This window comes from Psychromonas sp. psych-6C06, assembly GCF_002835465.1.
Classification (GTDB): domain Bacteria; phylum Pseudomonadota; class Gammaproteobacteria; order Enterobacterales; family Psychromonadaceae; genus Psychromonas.
The window spans coordinates 319,261-334,568 of the sequence record NZ_PIZM01000006.1; the positions used below are offsets into that span (position 1 = coordinate 319,261).

Genomic DNA, 15,308 nt, shown 5'->3' on the forward strand with positions numbered 1-15,308 from the left:
TATGCAAATATTGTACTTTTATTGTAATCCTAATCCTTTGCACATAAAAAAACCGCATCAAGTGCGGTTTAAAAGTTAGCTTTTTCTATTGTTGTGATTTAGCGCGTGCCAAATACAACAATTGTTTTACCATGTGCAGAAATAAGTCCCTGCTCTTCTAGCATTTTTAAGATACGACCAACAGTCTCACGTGAACAGCCTACAATTTGCCCAATCTCTTGGCGTGTAATCTTAATTTGCATACCATCTGGGTGAGTCATCGCGTCTGGTTGTTTTGCAAGGTCAAGAAGTGTGTTTGCAATACGACCTGTAACGTCTAAGAATGCTAAGTTACCTACTTTTTGGCTGGTGATTTGTAAGCGATTTGCCATTTGGTTAGACAGACGCATTAAAATCTCAGGGTTAACAGTAATTAACTGCTGAAATTTCTTGTATGAAATTTCTGCTACTTCACAGGGTGACTTTGCTTTTACCGATGCACTACGAATCGGATCTTCTGACTTATCAAACAAGCCTAACTCACCTAAAAAATCACCTTGATTTAGGTAAGATAAGATCATCTCTTTACCTTCTTCATCTTTAATAACAACAGCAACTGAGCCTTTCACGATGAAGTATAAAGTATCTGCTTTTTCACCTGCATGGATTAACATGCTTTTTGCCGGATATTTATGAGTATGACAATGTGATAAAAACCATTCTAATGTTGGATCCGTTTGCGGTTTAGTGATGATCATGTTACTTCCTTAATCTATATTGAATAGCTAAATGGCTATCTCTCGTTGTTATTGTTTCAACAGGAGCAAAATGACAATGCTGTCATTATAAGTTTCCTGATTGTATCTCTTTTTACGTGTTGTCGATAACATTAATACCCTTATGTTCCATAAGAAATTAGACCTTTGTCAAAAAGCAACAATATTTAAAAGGCTTAATGATCATTTTAATCTAAATCTATTATGTTTTTATGAACTATTACTAACGTGTTGCTTACTTTTCCTGCATTTGTGCATTGAATTGTTGCTTATCAATAAAAGTGACGCTCTCCGATAACTCAGAATAGAGGATCACTATTTCACCTTTTTTGATCTGTTTGAGCATAGCTTGGCTTTTAGTTGCCAGTGATACTTCAGCTTCGCCGTAGTCTGTCTCTTCTCGGAGCAGAAAAGATTCGACTAAATTATGTAGTGTTTCACTATCAAGTGATTGGTACGGAATGAGCATATTATAAAGTTACTTTAGGTATTAAAAGCATGAGTCTATTCGATGAGTTATTAAAAAACAATGTACGTTGGGCAATTCAAATTAACAAAGCAGATCATGACTTTTTTCTCGCTTAGCGCATCAACAATCACCAGAATATTTATGGGTAGGCTACTATGAAAAAGCGTTTCTATGCTGAAATTGATGGTTGATTATCTAATATCAAAGATATTTATGTGCGTCACAGCGATAATTTTAACGCTGGGATGAATGCGCAACAGTGTCAAAATTATTTAACACAACTTAGACGCTATTGATCTTTTAAGTTTATTTTTGCAGTGAATGACTACGTCAAACACTACGCAATACAAAACGAAAAGATGTTTTGCTATCCGTTAGACGAAACTCGCATAGAATGCCATGTTTCGCCTGCCTTGCTCGTTGTATTCAACAAGCTTAGGCAAAAGGGGGATCTATTAACTGTCTATGGTTTAATTTATTCAGTAAAAGATGGATTGTTGAAAGATCTTAAAGTCAACTTTGAACGTATTGAAGATATTAATGAGTTTGACCAAATTCAATAGCCTCCTTACATTAATTTTAATGACCACTTTTTGCGATTAAATTCGTTTTACTATTAGTTTGCGATAAAAGCCTAATATTTTAAAAAGACTAGACGCATCATTAATGTTTGTTGATTATGAAGCGTCTACAATAGCTAATATTATGTTTAACTTTATAAAGGAATTATTATGAAAAAATTATTATTAACCTCATTACTTATTGTATTACCTAGTTTTGCTTTTGCGGCTGGCGATGCAGCAGCAGGCAAGGCGAAATCAACAGTATGTGCCACTTGTCATGGTAAAGATGGTATTGCTATCGCTCCTATTTACCCTAATTTAAATGGGCAAAAAGAGCAGTATCTTGTTAGCTCATTAAAAGCTTACAAGTCAGGGCAACGTAAAGGCGGGATGTCTGCGATTATGATGCCCCAAGCAACCAATTTATCTGATCAAGATATCGCAGATTTAGCTGCTTATTACGCATCTATGAAATAATAGCAATCGCATTAAGTATTTGATCTAAACGTTGCGCAGGAAAATGGCTTAACTCAATGTGAAATTTGACGACACTATCCTGAGATTAACTTCGTTAATACTCAAGCAAGCATTAACAACAGTACGTTAATGCTTTAATGGTGGTTTCCTTTGCTGTTATACCAAATCCACTAAATAACTGATCAATCTTACTGGTTAAAAGAAGTTATTTCAGCGTTAAAAATATCGTGAAGGGAACAACCATTTGCATCAATTTTCGCCTTGAACTAACTTCTTTTTCCTGTGTAATATTTGATCACTATACTAGCGGAATTAGTATTACTGCAATCGGCATAAAATTTAGGCAATAAAAAAGGGTGAATATTTTCATATTCACCCTGTAAAAACTACTTAGGAGAGATAGTTTTTATACGTAACTTGCTATTTACAGGTCATCTGCATTTGATGCTAGGTATTTTGCAACACCTTCAGGAGATGCATCCATACCCGCTTTATCTTTCGCCCATTGTGCAGGACACACTTCACCGTGCTCTTCGTGGAATTGCAGTGCATCAACCATACGTAACATTTCGTCTACGTTACGGCCTAGTGGAAGGTCATTAACCACTTGATGACGAACAACACCATTTTTATCGATTAAGAAAGAACCACGAAGTGCAACACCCGCTTCTTCAAATTCAACACCGTATGCTTGGCAGATTTCGTGTTTCACATCAGCAACAAGTGGGTATTGAACTGCACCGATACCACCGTCGTTGATAGAAGTGTTACGCCATGCGTTATGTGAGAATTGAGAGTCGATTGAAACACCAATTACTTCAACACCACGTGCTTGGAATTCACCAAAACGTTTGTCAAATGCAATTAATTCAGACGGGCATACAAATGTAAAATCAAGCGGGTAGAAGAAAATAACCGCTTCTTTACCTTTAGTGAATTCAGCAAAGTTAAAGTTATCTACGATTTCGCCATTGCCTAATACAGCTGCAGAAGTAAAATCAGGTGCTTGTTTTGTTACTAATACCATGAGAATTTCCTTTTAATAAAGAATGTGTTAACAATAAGTTGGTTCATTATTTTTCATGCTTATTTGAGCGCAATAGCATGCAGGAAATTATAGGCAGAATCGAATTGTTTATATCAATTAGATTGATAGATTTTTTCTATTGAATTGATTGATGTATTTAATTGGGCATTTATCATGCCCAATTAAATTGATTAATACAGATAAGCGATTATGGATTACGTCCAAATTTAGAGAAATCGGGTTTACGCTTTTCATTAAATGCGTTGCGCCCCTCTTGCCCTTCTTCGCTCATGTAGAATAGCATGGTGGCGTTGCCTGCTAACTCCTGAAGCCCAGCTTGACCATCACAATCGGCATTTAGCGCAGCTTTTAAACAACGTATTGCCATAGGACTATTTTGCAATATTTCGCGACACCATTTCACCGTTTCCTTCTCTAACTCAGCAAGTGGTACAACGGTGTTCACTAACCCCATCTCAACAGCTTCCTGCGCATTATACATGCGACATAAAAACCAAATTTCACGTGCTTTTTTCTGACCGACAATGCGTGCCATATAGCTAGCGCCCCAGCCACCATCAAAGGATCCTACTTTAGGGCCTGTTTGACCAAACTTAGCGTTATCAGCCGCTATGGTTAAATCGCACATCATATGTAATACGTGGCCACCACCCACAGCATAACCTGCCACCATCGCGATAACGGGTTTTGGACAAGTTCGAATCTGGCGTTGAAAATCCAGTACATTGAGGTGATGACCTCCTACTTCATCTTTATAACCAGAGTCACCTCGAATGCTTTGGTCACCACCAGAGCAAAAGGCGAGATCACCTTCTCCGGTTAGAATGATGACTCCAATTGCATCATCGTAACGTGCATCATATAACGCTTGCATCATCTCATTGACGGTTTGCGGTCGAAAGGCGTTGCGTACCTGTGGGCGGTTGATGGTGATTTTAGCAATACCATCTGCTTTTAAATAGGTGATATCAGTAAAGGTTAATTCACTACTCTGCCAAGTGATTGGTGCATAAAAATCGGTCATAATTAATAGGCTCTATTAGTCTTGTTTATTTTAGGGTATTGAGGAGAAACTGTGAAAACTGTGAAGCATCTTGTTGATGGATATTGTGTCCCACCTTTTCAAACTCTGTAACGTTTATATTTTTTAGCTCAAGCAGTTGCTTTGCTATTTTTTTAAATTTTTTGTCTTTTTCGCCAATGCAGTAATGGATAGTTAATGCAGTATTCTCAAGATAAGACAAGGCACTTTGTTGCTTCCCCAAACTAGTTGAAAGCAACATGTTTGCCAGCGGGACACCATAATTGTTGGCACGCTTGCTAATCACGAACTCTTTTTTACGATCGCTTAAGTCACTGAAAATACCTTGGTCATACCACTCTGAAAGAGTGTCTAAAATACCTTGAGTGGCGAATTTTTTCGCCCAACCATGGTCATCCATAAAGCGTTGTTCTTTGATTTGTGGATCAATCAATCCAATATGGCTTGATTCAAGCACAAGCGCTTGTAAACGAGTGTCATTTTGTGTTCGAGCATAATCGAGGGCAATACGTCCGCCCAATGAATAACCGATTAAGGTAAATTGTTTAATATTCAGCTCGTTGAGAACATCATTAATTAAATGATGGCATTGATTAAAGCCATCACTTCGAGAGCTGGCAGTGGTTACTGAAGCACCATGACCAGGCAGGTCGATAGCAACACAATGGAAGCGATCTTTAAGTCGATCAATGGTATCACTCCAATCATGGCAACTTCCTAAAAAGCCATGAAGAAAAACCAAGGCCGGCTGGTTAGAACAACCTTGTTGTTGCTTATAAAGTGGCATGTTCAATCTGCTCCTTAAGTTGGTCAAGTTGAGTGGCGCTTTGTTGGTTCAATAGCGTTACCTCGATAAGAGAATGTTTACCTTGTAAGCATCGATTATAAGTCTCTTGGAAATCAATAAGTTGATTTGGATTGTAATAGTCGATAGAAAATTGTTCACAGCTTGATTTGAAGTTTAGTCCGTGTGGCAATTGATAAAATCTATTTTTCTGTTTTTCTGGTACTGGTAATAAGTTGAATATCGAACCGCCATCATTATTAATAACAATAACAATGAAGGGCATGGTGAGCGATTTGAGAAGTGCTAATGAGTTTAGATCGTATAATAATGATGTATCGCCCAGTAATAGCGTGGTGATTTTATTGCTATTATGCGCGACGCCAACTGCGCTGGCTAACAACCCATCTATACCACTTGCACCGCGATTAGTATAAATCGTCGACTGGTTTTCTTTCATCAACATATCCGCAAGGCGGATAGGCATACTATTGCCAATAAACAGTGATGAGTTATCGGGTAATAAATGATCAAGAGTGTTGATCACGGTCATTTCACTGTAGGGTTGAGCGGTTAAAAAGGGAGTAATAACCTGCTTTGCGAGCGTTTTATGACATACATGGAGCGATTGGTACCACGCTTTGTTTTTTACACTGGGTGAATACTGTTGTTTATTTATCCAATCACTGGCATGGCAATTAAAACGCTTATCTAATTGATGGTTGGGATCAATACGTGTTTCACTTGCATTGACCAACCAAAGTTCACCGTCTGCATCGCTGATAAAATTGCTTAAACGTTTACTGAGTAACTGTTCTCCAAACTGTACGATGAGATCCGCTTGTTCAAGTAACCCTTTAAAGGTTGGGTTGAGTAAAAAGAGATCGTAATAGTGGAGGTTAGCGGGATAAGCCGCCTGTGAAGATTGAATATCCGCTAATAGTAATAAATCATGTTGTTGGCAAAATGCGCTGACGGCTTGTGCTTGTTGTGAACAGTGCATTTTTCCTAAAACCACAATGATTTTCTTGTCATTCAGCTCTTCGCTTCTTGATAACCTGTCATTGTTAGCTGTTATAAATGTGGTAAATGGCTGATTATTCTCAATCCACTTTGATACATTTCTTAAATAAGGCTGGTACTCAATGCAACTCTGGCTTGGGTATAGTGGTTCTGCAAAGGCAATATTCAAGTGAATAGGGGCGGGGGTGTTTCGCTGTAAATTCAGGCCATGATCAAGCGTAGTTAACAGATAATTAGGGGAAACCTCTGTACTGGGTTGCACTATTTGTGTAAAAAAAATCGGGTATTGAGCAAAAATACCATGCTGATCAATCGCTTGATTTGCACCACAATTAAGCAAGGAAACAGGCCTATCTGCTGACAAAACAATTAAAGGAATTGCGCTTTGTCTTGCTTCGATAACAGCTGGATATAAGTTAGCTACAGCAGTTCCTGAAGTGGTGACAAGTACCACAGGTTTTTGGCTTGCTTGGCTGAGGCCGAGTGCCAAAAATCCCAGTCCTCGCTCATCAAAATGTAGGTACTCCTTAGCTTTTGGGTGGTTTGCGATAGCTAAGGTTAAGGGCGTTGAACGCGATCCTGGGGCGATACAAAAATCAGTTATTTTGTGACGAATAAGCTCTTCAACAAGCAATGAAGCCCACAACTGATTAATATTGCTATGTGAAGTTGTAAAGGGCTGAAGGTCTTGCATTACTGTTCGCCTTTTAGAGTAATGATATCTAAGATTGTATGGATTTTATTATCGAGCTCTTGCCACTCTTGCTCTGCAATGGAACCTGTCACAATACCTGCACCTGCAAACAGTTTTATGCGTTTTTCTGTGAGTAAAGCACTGCGAATAGCGACGCTAAAATCACTGTGATTGGCACTTAAGTGCCCCACAGCTCCAGCGTACCAACCGCGTAAATAGGGTTCATTGTCATTGATAAATTGTAGTGCCGGTAATTTAGGGCTACCACCAACCGCAGGTGTAGGATGTAATCGATACAGTAATTCAGCGTCACTGGTTTCTGGTGGTAGTTGTGCGTGAATTGGGACACATAGGTGCTGCACATTATGTAGTTGTAGTACGTGAGGCTCTTCGCAACTAACCTGTGCCTTTAACCGTTTGAGGTTGGCAATAATAAATTCTTGTACCAAATAATTTTCACGATCAATTTTTTTATCGGTTAATAGGCTTTGCAATAAAATATTGTCTTCGCGCTCATTGCGCCCTCGGTTTACAGTACCTGCTAACGCCTCTGTCTGTAATTTATTATCGCTACGTTCAAATAAACGCTCTGGTGAGCAACCAATAAAAACATTGTCTTTGGCAAATTTAAAACTGAACAAAAAGCTGTTGGGGTTTGCTTCATGCCACTGCGCTAATAGATCGCAGTAATCAAGCTGTGTTTCACAAATAAGCTCTGTTTGTCGCGATAATACCACCTTGGGTAATAACGCTTTGTATTCGATAGCCAAATCAACAAGCTCTGCCCAATGTTGTTGGTTGGGGGAGTCGTTACGTGATGTAATCTGTGTAGAGATATTATTAAGTGGCGCACTTGGGCGAAGTGTTGCGAGTAATAATAATGTAGTTTCAATCGAAGTATTACCATCAAAGTGGCAGATAAGTGTTAACACGCTGTTTTCTTCACTAAACTCTAAGGCTGGGCGAATAAAGCGCACTGCCGGAAAATTTTGCCACTGTTTGCCCTGTTGTTGAAAAGCTAGGCCGCCGTAATAGCGTGCTTCATCATTTATCTCTGGAATATGATTGATATCATCAATCGCGCCTAAGCAAACTACGCGCCTTTGATGTGCTTTATCTTGCCAAAAAATAGCTGGTGTGATCTCTTTTTGTGCTTTTAAAAATGCCAGTAACGATAATGGTTCAAGTGTGATGTTTAGATTTTTAGTGGGGTATTCTCCGACGCGTTGTCGAAGTTGTCGTAATTTATCGCTGATTTTTTCAATCATCACATTAAAATCGCTCTTGGCTATGTATATAGAGTTGATTTTGCTAATGTAGCCTGAAAATAACCTCGTCACAAATAGATATTGGAAAATTCAATGAACAACCTCTCCGTTTGGGTAAATGCCTTACGCTTACGCACGTTACCACTCGCGACGGCATCAATTATCGTCGCTGCTGGAATAGCCGTACATGAACATATGTTTGATCCCGTCATATTTTTCTTATCTTTGATTACCGCATTGCTGTTGCAGATATTATCTAATCTAGCTAATGACTATGGTGACGCCCTGAATGGTGTAGATGATGAATCGCGTGTTGGCCCACAACGCGCGATGCAAACAGGTGCTATTTCCGCTCAATCGATGCGTTTGGGTATTGTTATTACCACTTTATTGACACTTATTAGTGGCCTGAGCTTATTAATAGTGGCGCTAGGCGATGATATTTTCAGCTGGTTACTGTTTATCGTCTTAGGAATATTAGCAATTATTGCCGCTATCACTTATACCATGGGCCACGTCCCCTATGGATATCGTGCTTTAGGTGACCTCGCTGTTTTTCTCTTTTTTGGTTTACTGGGTGTTATCGGAAGTTTCTACTTATATGGGCACCATGTTGATTGGTTACTCCTACTGCCTGCATCTAGTATCGGCATGCTCTCTGCTGCGGTGTTAAACATTAATAATATGCGTGATGTTGAAAGTGATAGTAAACATCATAAAACTACATTAGTTGTATTGTTTGGTCGCAAGAGCGCGTTTAACTATCACCTTTTTTTAGTGGTAGGTGCTCCCCTGTTAACTAGTTACTATTTATATTGTTTAGAAACGACGCAAACGTGGCAGTATATTTTCTTGCTGGCAATGAGCCCGCTAATCAAAAGTTGCTTAGCGTTAAAAGAAGCGATTGATGAAAATGATCTGTCAGGTGAACGCTTTAATGAGCAACTAAAAAACACAGCAATGAGCACGTTTGTTTTTTCACTATTATTTGCCCTGGTTTTAATCGCATAATAAAAACTTTTTATAACCGTTAGGCTATATAGGTTGAAATATGGCCGTAAATTTCCCATTTTTAGCAAGTTAAAGCAAAATAACGGCGAAAAAAACAACATATTTTCGATTTTTTGCAAATTCTGTGTTCTGTTTAACAGTAACGTTAGGTATAATGCGCGCGGAATATTGACCACGATTTTTTACTAAACAGAGTATAAAAAATGACAGATTTATCAAAATACAGAAACATTGGTATTTTCGCGCACGTTGATGCGGGTAAAACCACTACTACAGAACGTATCCTAAAACTTACTGGCCAGATCCACAAAACTGGTGAAGTACATGATGGCGAATCTACAACTGACTTCATGGAACAGGAAGCTGAGCGCGGTATTACTATCCAGTCTGCTGCTGTAACTTGTTTCTGGGACGATCACCGTTTTAACGTTATCGATACTCCTGGACACGTTGACTTCACAGTTGAAGTATATCGTTCTCTTAAAGTACTTGATGGTGGTATCGGTGTATTCTGTGGTTCTGGTGGTGTTGAACCACAATCAGAAACTAACTGGCGTTATGCAAATGACTCAGAAGTTGCACGTATTATCTTCGTAAACAAATTAGACCGTATGGGTGCTGATTTCTACCGTGTTGTTAAGCAAACTGAAGACGTACTAGCGGCTAACCCGCTAGTAATGGTACTTCCTATCGGTATCGAAGACGATTTCTGTGGTGTTGTTGATCTACTAACTCGTAAGTCATACATTTGGGATGAAAGTGGCCTTCCAGAAAACTACACAGTTGGCGACGTTCCTGCTGACATGGTAGACAAAGTTGAAGAATACCGTGAAATGCTACTTGATACTGCTCTTGAGCAAGATGATGACTTATTAGAAGCATACATGGAAGGCGAAGAGCCATCTATGGAAGAAATCAAGCGTTGTATCCGTAAAGGTACACGTACAATGGACTTCTTCCCAACATACTGTGGTTCTGCATTCAAAAACAAAGGTATCCAACTTGTTCTTGATGCTGTTGTTGATTACCTACCTTCACCAACTGAAGTTGACCCACAACCTCTTACTGATGAAGAAGGTGAGCCTACAGGTCGCGTAGCAACAGTTTCTGCTGATGAGTCTCTAAAAGCATTAGCATTCAAAATTACAGATGACCGTTTTGGTGCACTTACTTTCGTACGTATCTACTCAGGTACGCTTAAGAAAGGTGATACGATCATGAACGCTGCAACAGGTAAAACTGAGCGTATCGGTCGTATGTGTGAGATGCAAGCCGATGACCGTAACGAACTTACTTCTGCACAAGCCGGTGATATCATCGCGATTGTTGGTATGAAGACTAACGTTCAAACTGGTCACACACTATGTGATCCAAAAGATCCAATCATCCTAGAAGCAATGGTATTCCCAGAACCAGTAATCTCTATCTCTGTTACACCTAAAGATAAAGGTTCTACTGAGAAAATGGGTATTGCTATCGGTAAAATGGTTGCAGAAGATCCAACATTCCGTGTTGAAACTGATGTTGATTCAGGCGAAACGATTCTTTCTGGTATGGGTGAGCTTCACTTAGATATCAAAGTAGATATCCTTAAGCGTACATACGGTGTTGACCTAGTAGTTGGTGAACCTCAAGTTGCTTACCGTGAAACAATCACGCAAGCAGTTGAAGACTCTTACACACATAAGAAACAGTCTGGTGGTTCTGGTCAGTTCGGTAAAATCGATTACCGTATCAAGCCTGGTGAAGCTGGTTCTGGTTTCACATTCTCATCAACAGTTGTTGGTGGTAACGTACCAAAAGAATTCTTCCCTGCAATCGAGAAAGGCTTCGAAGGCATGATGGATACTGGTGTACTTGCTGGCTTCCCAGTATTAGACGTTGAAATCGAACTTTACGATGGTGGCTTCCATGCCGTGGATTCATCTGCTGTAGCATTTGAATTAGCAGCACGTGGTGCATTCCGTCAGTCTATCCCTAAAGCGGGTGCACAACTTCTTGAGCCAGTAATGTCTGTAGACGTATTTACTCCAGATGATCACGTTGGTGATGTTATCGGTGACCTTAACCGTCGTCGTGGTATGATCGCAGGTCAAGAAGCTGGTGCAACTGGTGTTCGTATTAAAGCTGACGTACCACTTTCAGAAATGTTTGGTTACATCGGTTCACTACGTACAATGACTTCAGGCCGTGGTCAGTTCTCTATGGAGTTCAAAAACTACATGCCTTGTCCAAACTCTGTTGCAGAAGCTGTGATCGAGAAAGTTAAAGAAGAAAAAGCAGCTGCTAAGAAATAATATTTCTTAATTAGTTTGTTTTTATAAAACCCTAATAGTGAAAACTGTTAGGGTTTTTTTATATCCAAAATTCGTAAATGTTTGGGTATTAAAGTTCAGTTCACTACGTACAATGACTTCAGGCCGTGGTCAGTTCTCTATGGAGTTCAAAAACTACATGCCTTGTCCAAACAGTGTTGCTGAAGCTGTGATCGAGAAAGTTAAAGAAGAAAAAGCTGCCGCTAAGAAGTAATTCTTAACTAGCTAAGGATCGGCTTCAAAATTACTTGTGCTTTTTTTTCAAAATAGCCAGTCATTTTAGGTTTTTTGAAAACAATTTAGCGTAAGTTATTGTGTAACGATCCCTGAATCTTCCGAAGCCCCTGTTATAAAAGTAACAGGGGCTTTTTTGTGCTTGTAAGAAAGCTGTTGGCTGTCAGTTATCAGCTGCCAGCGTAAGTCTATTTCTTAACCTTTTTTTTCATAAATCTTGCCTCTGCTGTCGCCATTAATTTATTTTCCACATAGAGTGCCGCTTTTACTTTATAAAGAGAGGTGTAGTTGGAAATGACCATACCTTGTACAAGTATCTCACTATCAGTCGCAACTTCATGTAGAAAGCGTACTGACATATCTGCCGTAACAGCTTGTGCATTTTTAGCAAATATTGCTTGGCACATCGCCGCATCTAAGAGGGCACATAAAAAGCCTCCATGTAAAATACCTTGATACCCTTGTTGGTGTATTGACCCTTTGGCAATCGTCCAAACTTCATTATCGTTATGATAAAAGTCCAACTTTAAACCTAGTGGCGGATGTGTTCCACAGAGCATGCAGTGCTGATGGCTGGACTGTTTATTAAGTAGCTGTAAATTCGGCAATTTCCTTTCATTTTTTAGCGTCATTACTTTTGTATTTATTGACTCTACGACGGTCATATCTTCTTCCTTTATAAAATAGTATTTGGCATATGCTAAATACTGGTATAGGATATCACTACTACTTATAAATAGGTATTAAAATGCGTCCAAAAATAAAACGTCATATTTGTAAACACAACCGACCTAAATTCAGTTTATTTAAACCGAATGGGGTGCCTACTTCTGAATTGAATAAAACGGCGTTAGAAAAAGATGAATTTGAAGCCGTACGCTTAGTAGATATGTTGCAACTTTCGCAACAGGATGCTGCGGTAGAGATGCAGGTTTCACGTCAAACCTTTGCTAATATTTTAAAATCTTCACGTCATAAAATTACTACCGCTTTAGTGCAAGGTAATGCCTTGCTATTAAATAAAGATAAGGAAGAACAATGAGCTATGCAATTGCAATGTCAGATCAAAAACTCGCACATCACTTCTCAAAGGCAGATATTTTTAGCTTTTATGATGATAATCATAGAAAAATTGCAGTATATAAGAATCCTGCATTGGGCATGAAAGGCTGTGCCGGTAAGCAAACAATTATTAACTTGTTCAAACAGCGTCAATGCCATACGGTTATTGTACGAAAAATAGGAGAGAAAACGCTTGCGAGGTTACTAGACTCTGGATTTGATGTGATACAGGGCAATACTCGCCATGATATTACAACGGTGCTAGAGGAAGCCTCGTTAAAAATACACCCATTAACCGATGCCTCACAAGGCGTAGCGAATAATGCTCCTTGCTGCGGAAAGCATGCGTGAATATATTAATGGTGTTTATGCTCAGCTTTTTTGTTTTCCTTGTCGCTGTATTTGCGATGGCTTTGGGGCATATATTTGCAAAAAAGAAACTACAAGGAAGTTGTGGCGGTTTGGCGAATATCGGCATTGAAGAAAGCTGTCAGTGCACAGGCAAAATTTGTTCTTCTCGTCTATACCAGATAAAAGAACCTCAAGGCTAGGGTCTGTTGATCTTTCGAGTTTATTTTTGCCACAAGTTGTTGGCTATTGCTGTCATGACTTCGTCAATACCACGCAATACAAAATAAAGAGTCATTTTGCTGTTTATACAAGGCTGAGCCTATGCCGTGTGGTTATTCCACATCAATAGACGAAAACGCAGTAAAAATGATCAACAAATGTTGCCCTTCGGGTTCAACACAACACGCTCTGTCCTTGCTCTATTTGACTATCTCAAACAGTACGCAATACAAAACGAAAAGACGTTTTGCTATCCGTTAGACTAAATTACCTTAGAATGGCTAAGCTACATTCCGTCTGCCTTGTTCAAAACGCGTTGTGTTAAACAAAATTTAAAAGGCAAAGATCAACAGACCCTAATGATTTATTGATTTTAATTTAAGTAAGTGAGTGGCAGATGCTTTGTTAAACTCACTTTTTTATTCTGTTCAAATCGAGTCTGTTATCCGCTATTTTATTTTTCTATTGCTTTTACCTCTCCCTGTCATTGCAAATCAAGGTAATCAAACCAATAACTCTTTCCATAAAGCTAAAAAGATGCTCGAAAAATCTGTTTATCTTGCTGATCATGAGCGTAAAACTATTTATTGTGATGCAGATTTTGATGAAAAAAAGCAGGTAACTTTTCCGCCTGGTTTTAATACCACTAAATACATAAAACGCGCTAAAAAAGTAGAGTGGGAGCATGTTGTGCCTGCAGAAAACTTCGGTCGTAATTTTAAGGAGTGGCGTGAAGGTGATACACAGTGCATTAACAGTAAAGGTAAATCCTTTAAGGGGAGGCGTTGTGCTGAGAAAATGAATCAACAATATCGTTTGATGCAGTCTGACATGTATAACCTTTACCCGGCTATTGGTGCAGTGAATGCAATGCGTAGTAACTATAACTTTGTTATGTTAAATGATCTGCCAGCAAGCTTTGGAAGCTGTGCGATGAAGATATCTTCTCGTAAAGTGGAGCCACCTGCCCAGTCGCGTGGGATGATTGCGCGAAGCTATTTATATATGGATCAAACTTATGCGTTATACTCAATGAGCAAACAGCAGCGTCAATTAATGCATGCTTGGAATCAGCAATTTCCTGTTACGCACTGGGAGTGTATACGTGGACAGCGAATCAATACATTGCAAGGAAATATCAATGATCTGTTAATGCAAAGTTGTGCACTGGCCGGTTTTAGGTAAGAATTATTTCTCGGACAAAACGACTGCCAAAATAGGCAAGCGTTAGTAACGAAGAGCCGATAATAGTGATATAAACCATTAAGCGACCTCGCCATCCCTGCTGGTAATGTCCCCACAGAATCACAGCATAAATAACCCAAGCGATCATCGATAGTATGGCTTTATGTGCTTTTCCCTGCGCAAACATATCCTCAAGGAAGATAAAGCCAGTTAACAAAGTACAGCTCAATAAAATAAAACCGATAAATATAAATTGAAACAGTGATTTTTCCAGCGTCATGATAGGTGGCATACGTATGCTGGTGAGTGGTAGTTTGTGATTTTTTAATCGGTAGTCTAAATAGGCTAATTGCAACGCTAATAAGCTGGCAATGGTTAGAATAGAGTAAGCGAGTAAAGCAAAAATAATGTGCGCGCCCACTTGTGGATGAGTTTCTAAGTGGGTAATAAAGTGACTGGGTAAAAAGGCGACAGCAATAAAGTTAATTACAGTAAATCCGTAAACTATAGGTAACAATACACCTGTATTTAACTTTCTACTTGCCACTGTGCTGAGTAATGAAATAATAAAAGTGATAGCAGAAACGATATTTAGAATCTGCAAGTTTTGCCCATTAAGCATAAATACATGATCATAAAGCCAAGCAATATGCGCTAAAAGAGCAATAACAATAGTCATTGAAAAGGAGTGAGAGAGTGGTTTTTGCGATGAGAGTAATCGGTTGCTAGTAATGACTGTTGCAACAATATAAAAAAGACCACTGGTTAATGCTAAAAAATCCATAGATATCCATATAACTATTTGGTT

Annotated in this window: 17 protein-coding genes; 8 read left to right on the forward strand and 9 right to left on the reverse strand. The window is 39.0% G+C overall.

Features of this window, described 5'->3' with window-relative positions; translation table 11 throughout:
* Positions 1–98 precede the first annotated feature (98 nt).
* Complete coding sequence (gene crp / locus CW745_RS09985; protein ID WP_101108503.1) at positions 99–737, reverse strand: cAMP-activated global transcriptional regulator CRP; 639 nt, start codon at positions 735–737, stop codon at positions 99–101.
* Positions 738–990: 253 nt separating this feature from the next.
* A complete protein-coding gene (locus CW745_RS09990; protein WP_101108504.1) occupies positions 991–1,224 on the reverse strand; it encodes a YheU family protein in 234 nt (77 codons plus the stop codon).
* A 731-nt stretch (positions 1,225–1,955) separates the two neighbouring features.
* Between CW745_RS09990 and CW745_RS10000 the strand changes: the two genes are divergently transcribed.
* On the forward strand, positions 1,956–2,264 hold the full coding sequence (locus tag CW745_RS10000) for a cytochrome c (protein ID WP_101108506.1): 309 nt from the start codon (positions 1,956–1,958) through the stop codon (positions 2,262–2,264).
* A gap of 424 nt (positions 2,265–2,688) precedes the next feature.
* On the opposite strand, the gene CW745_RS10005 is transcribed toward CW745_RS10000, so the two are convergent.
* The 5 genes from CW745_RS10005 to CW745_RS10025 form a co-directional block, all read right to left on the reverse strand.
* On the reverse strand, positions 2,689–3,291 hold the full coding sequence (locus tag CW745_RS10005; RefSeq protein WP_101108507.1) for a peroxiredoxin C: 603 nt from the start codon (positions 3,289–3,291) through the stop codon (positions 2,689–2,691).
* Between the two features lie 208 nt (positions 3,292–3,499).
* Positions 3,500–4,336 (reverse strand): 1,4-dihydroxy-2-naphthoyl-CoA synthase, encoded by an 837-nt coding sequence (gene menB, locus CW745_RS10010; RefSeq protein WP_101108508.1) that lies wholly within the window; start codon positions 4,334–4,336, stop codon positions 3,500–3,502.
* 25 nt (positions 4,337–4,361) lie between these two features.
* The gene (menH, locus tag CW745_RS10015) at positions 4,362–5,141 is read right to left on the reverse strand and encodes a 2-succinyl-6-hydroxy-2,4-cyclohexadiene-1-carboxylate synthase (RefSeq protein ID WP_101108509.1); all 780 of its coding nucleotides are present in this window, start codon (positions 5,139–5,141) and stop codon (positions 4,362–4,364) included.
* Complete coding sequence (gene menD / locus CW745_RS10020) at positions 5,128–6,855, reverse strand: 2-succinyl-5-enolpyruvyl-6-hydroxy-3-cyclohexene-1-carboxylic-acid synthase (RefSeq protein WP_101108510.1); 1,728 nt, start codon at positions 6,853–6,855, stop codon at positions 5,128–5,130. The genes menH and menD overlap by 14 nt, the downstream gene beginning before the upstream one ends.
* The gene (locus tag CW745_RS10025) at positions 6,855–8,123 is read right to left on the reverse strand and encodes an isochorismate synthase (RefSeq protein WP_101108511.1); all 1,269 of its coding nucleotides are present in this window, start codon (positions 8,121–8,123) and stop codon (positions 6,855–6,857) included. Before CW745_RS10025 ends, menD begins: the two co-directional genes overlap by 1 nt.
* Before the next feature lie 93 nt (positions 8,124–8,216).
* Between CW745_RS10025 and menA the strand changes: the two genes are divergently transcribed.
* The 3 genes from menA (at position 8,217) to CW745_RS17010 (ending at position 11,663) form a co-directional block, all read left to right on the forward strand.
* Positions 8,217–9,134: a 1,4-dihydroxy-2-naphthoate octaprenyltransferase gene (gene menA / locus CW745_RS10030; RefSeq protein ID WP_101108512.1), complete on the forward strand. Its 918-nt coding sequence runs from the start codon at positions 8,217–8,219 to the stop codon at positions 9,132–9,134.
* Between the two features lie 203 nt (positions 9,135–9,337).
* Positions 9,338–11,431, forward strand: a complete 2,094-nt coding sequence (fusA, locus tag CW745_RS10035; RefSeq protein ID WP_101108513.1) for an elongation factor G — start codon at positions 9,338–9,340, stop codon at positions 11,429–11,431.
* A 37-nt stretch (positions 11,432–11,468) separates the two neighbouring features.
* On the forward strand, positions 11,469–11,663 hold the full coding sequence (locus tag CW745_RS17010) for a hypothetical protein (RefSeq protein ID WP_274521246.1): 195 nt from the start codon (positions 11,469–11,471) through the stop codon (positions 11,661–11,663).
* 208 nt (positions 11,664–11,871) lie between these two features.
* Here CW745_RS17010 and CW745_RS10045 read toward each other — a convergent pair whose 3' ends face one another.
* Positions 11,872–12,348, reverse strand: coding sequence for a PaaI family thioesterase (locus CW745_RS10045; protein ID WP_101108515.1), 477 nt, complete (start codon positions 12,346–12,348; stop codon positions 11,872–11,874).
* 83 nt (positions 12,349–12,431) lie between these two features.
* On the opposite strand from CW745_RS10045, the gene CW745_RS10050 reads away from it, so the two are divergent.
* The 4 genes from CW745_RS10050 (at position 12,432) to CW745_RS10065 (ending at position 14,500) form a co-directional block, all read left to right on the forward strand.
* The gene (locus tag CW745_RS10050; protein ID WP_101108516.1) at positions 12,432–12,725 is read left to right on the forward strand and encodes a DUF134 domain-containing protein; all 294 of its coding nucleotides are present in this window, start codon (positions 12,432–12,434) and stop codon (positions 12,723–12,725) included.
* Positions 12,722–13,096, forward strand: a complete 375-nt coding sequence (locus CW745_RS10055) for a NifB/NifX family molybdenum-iron cluster-binding protein (protein WP_101108517.1) — start codon at positions 12,722–12,724, stop codon at positions 13,094–13,096. Before CW745_RS10050 ends, CW745_RS10055 begins: the two co-directional genes overlap by 4 nt.
* Positions 13,093–13,296 (forward strand): (Na+)-NQR maturation NqrM, encoded by a 204-nt coding sequence (gene nqrM, locus CW745_RS10060; RefSeq protein WP_238596774.1) that lies wholly within the window; start codon positions 13,093–13,095, stop codon positions 13,294–13,296. Before CW745_RS10055 ends, nqrM begins: the two co-directional genes overlap by 4 nt.
* A 463-nt stretch (positions 13,297–13,759) precedes the next feature.
* The gene (locus tag CW745_RS10065) at positions 13,760–14,500 is read left to right on the forward strand and encodes an endonuclease (protein WP_238596785.1); all 741 of its coding nucleotides are present in this window, start codon (positions 13,760–13,762) and stop codon (positions 14,498–14,500) included.
* Here CW745_RS10065 and ccsA read toward each other — a convergent pair.
* On the reverse strand, positions 14,493–15,284 hold the full coding sequence (gene ccsA / locus CW745_RS10070; protein WP_101108518.1) for a cytochrome c biogenesis protein CcsA: 792 nt from the start codon (positions 15,282–15,284) through the stop codon (positions 14,493–14,495). The two genes, CW745_RS10065 and ccsA, sit on opposite strands and share 8 nt — an antisense overlap.
* Positions 15,285–15,308 lie beyond the last annotated feature (24 nt).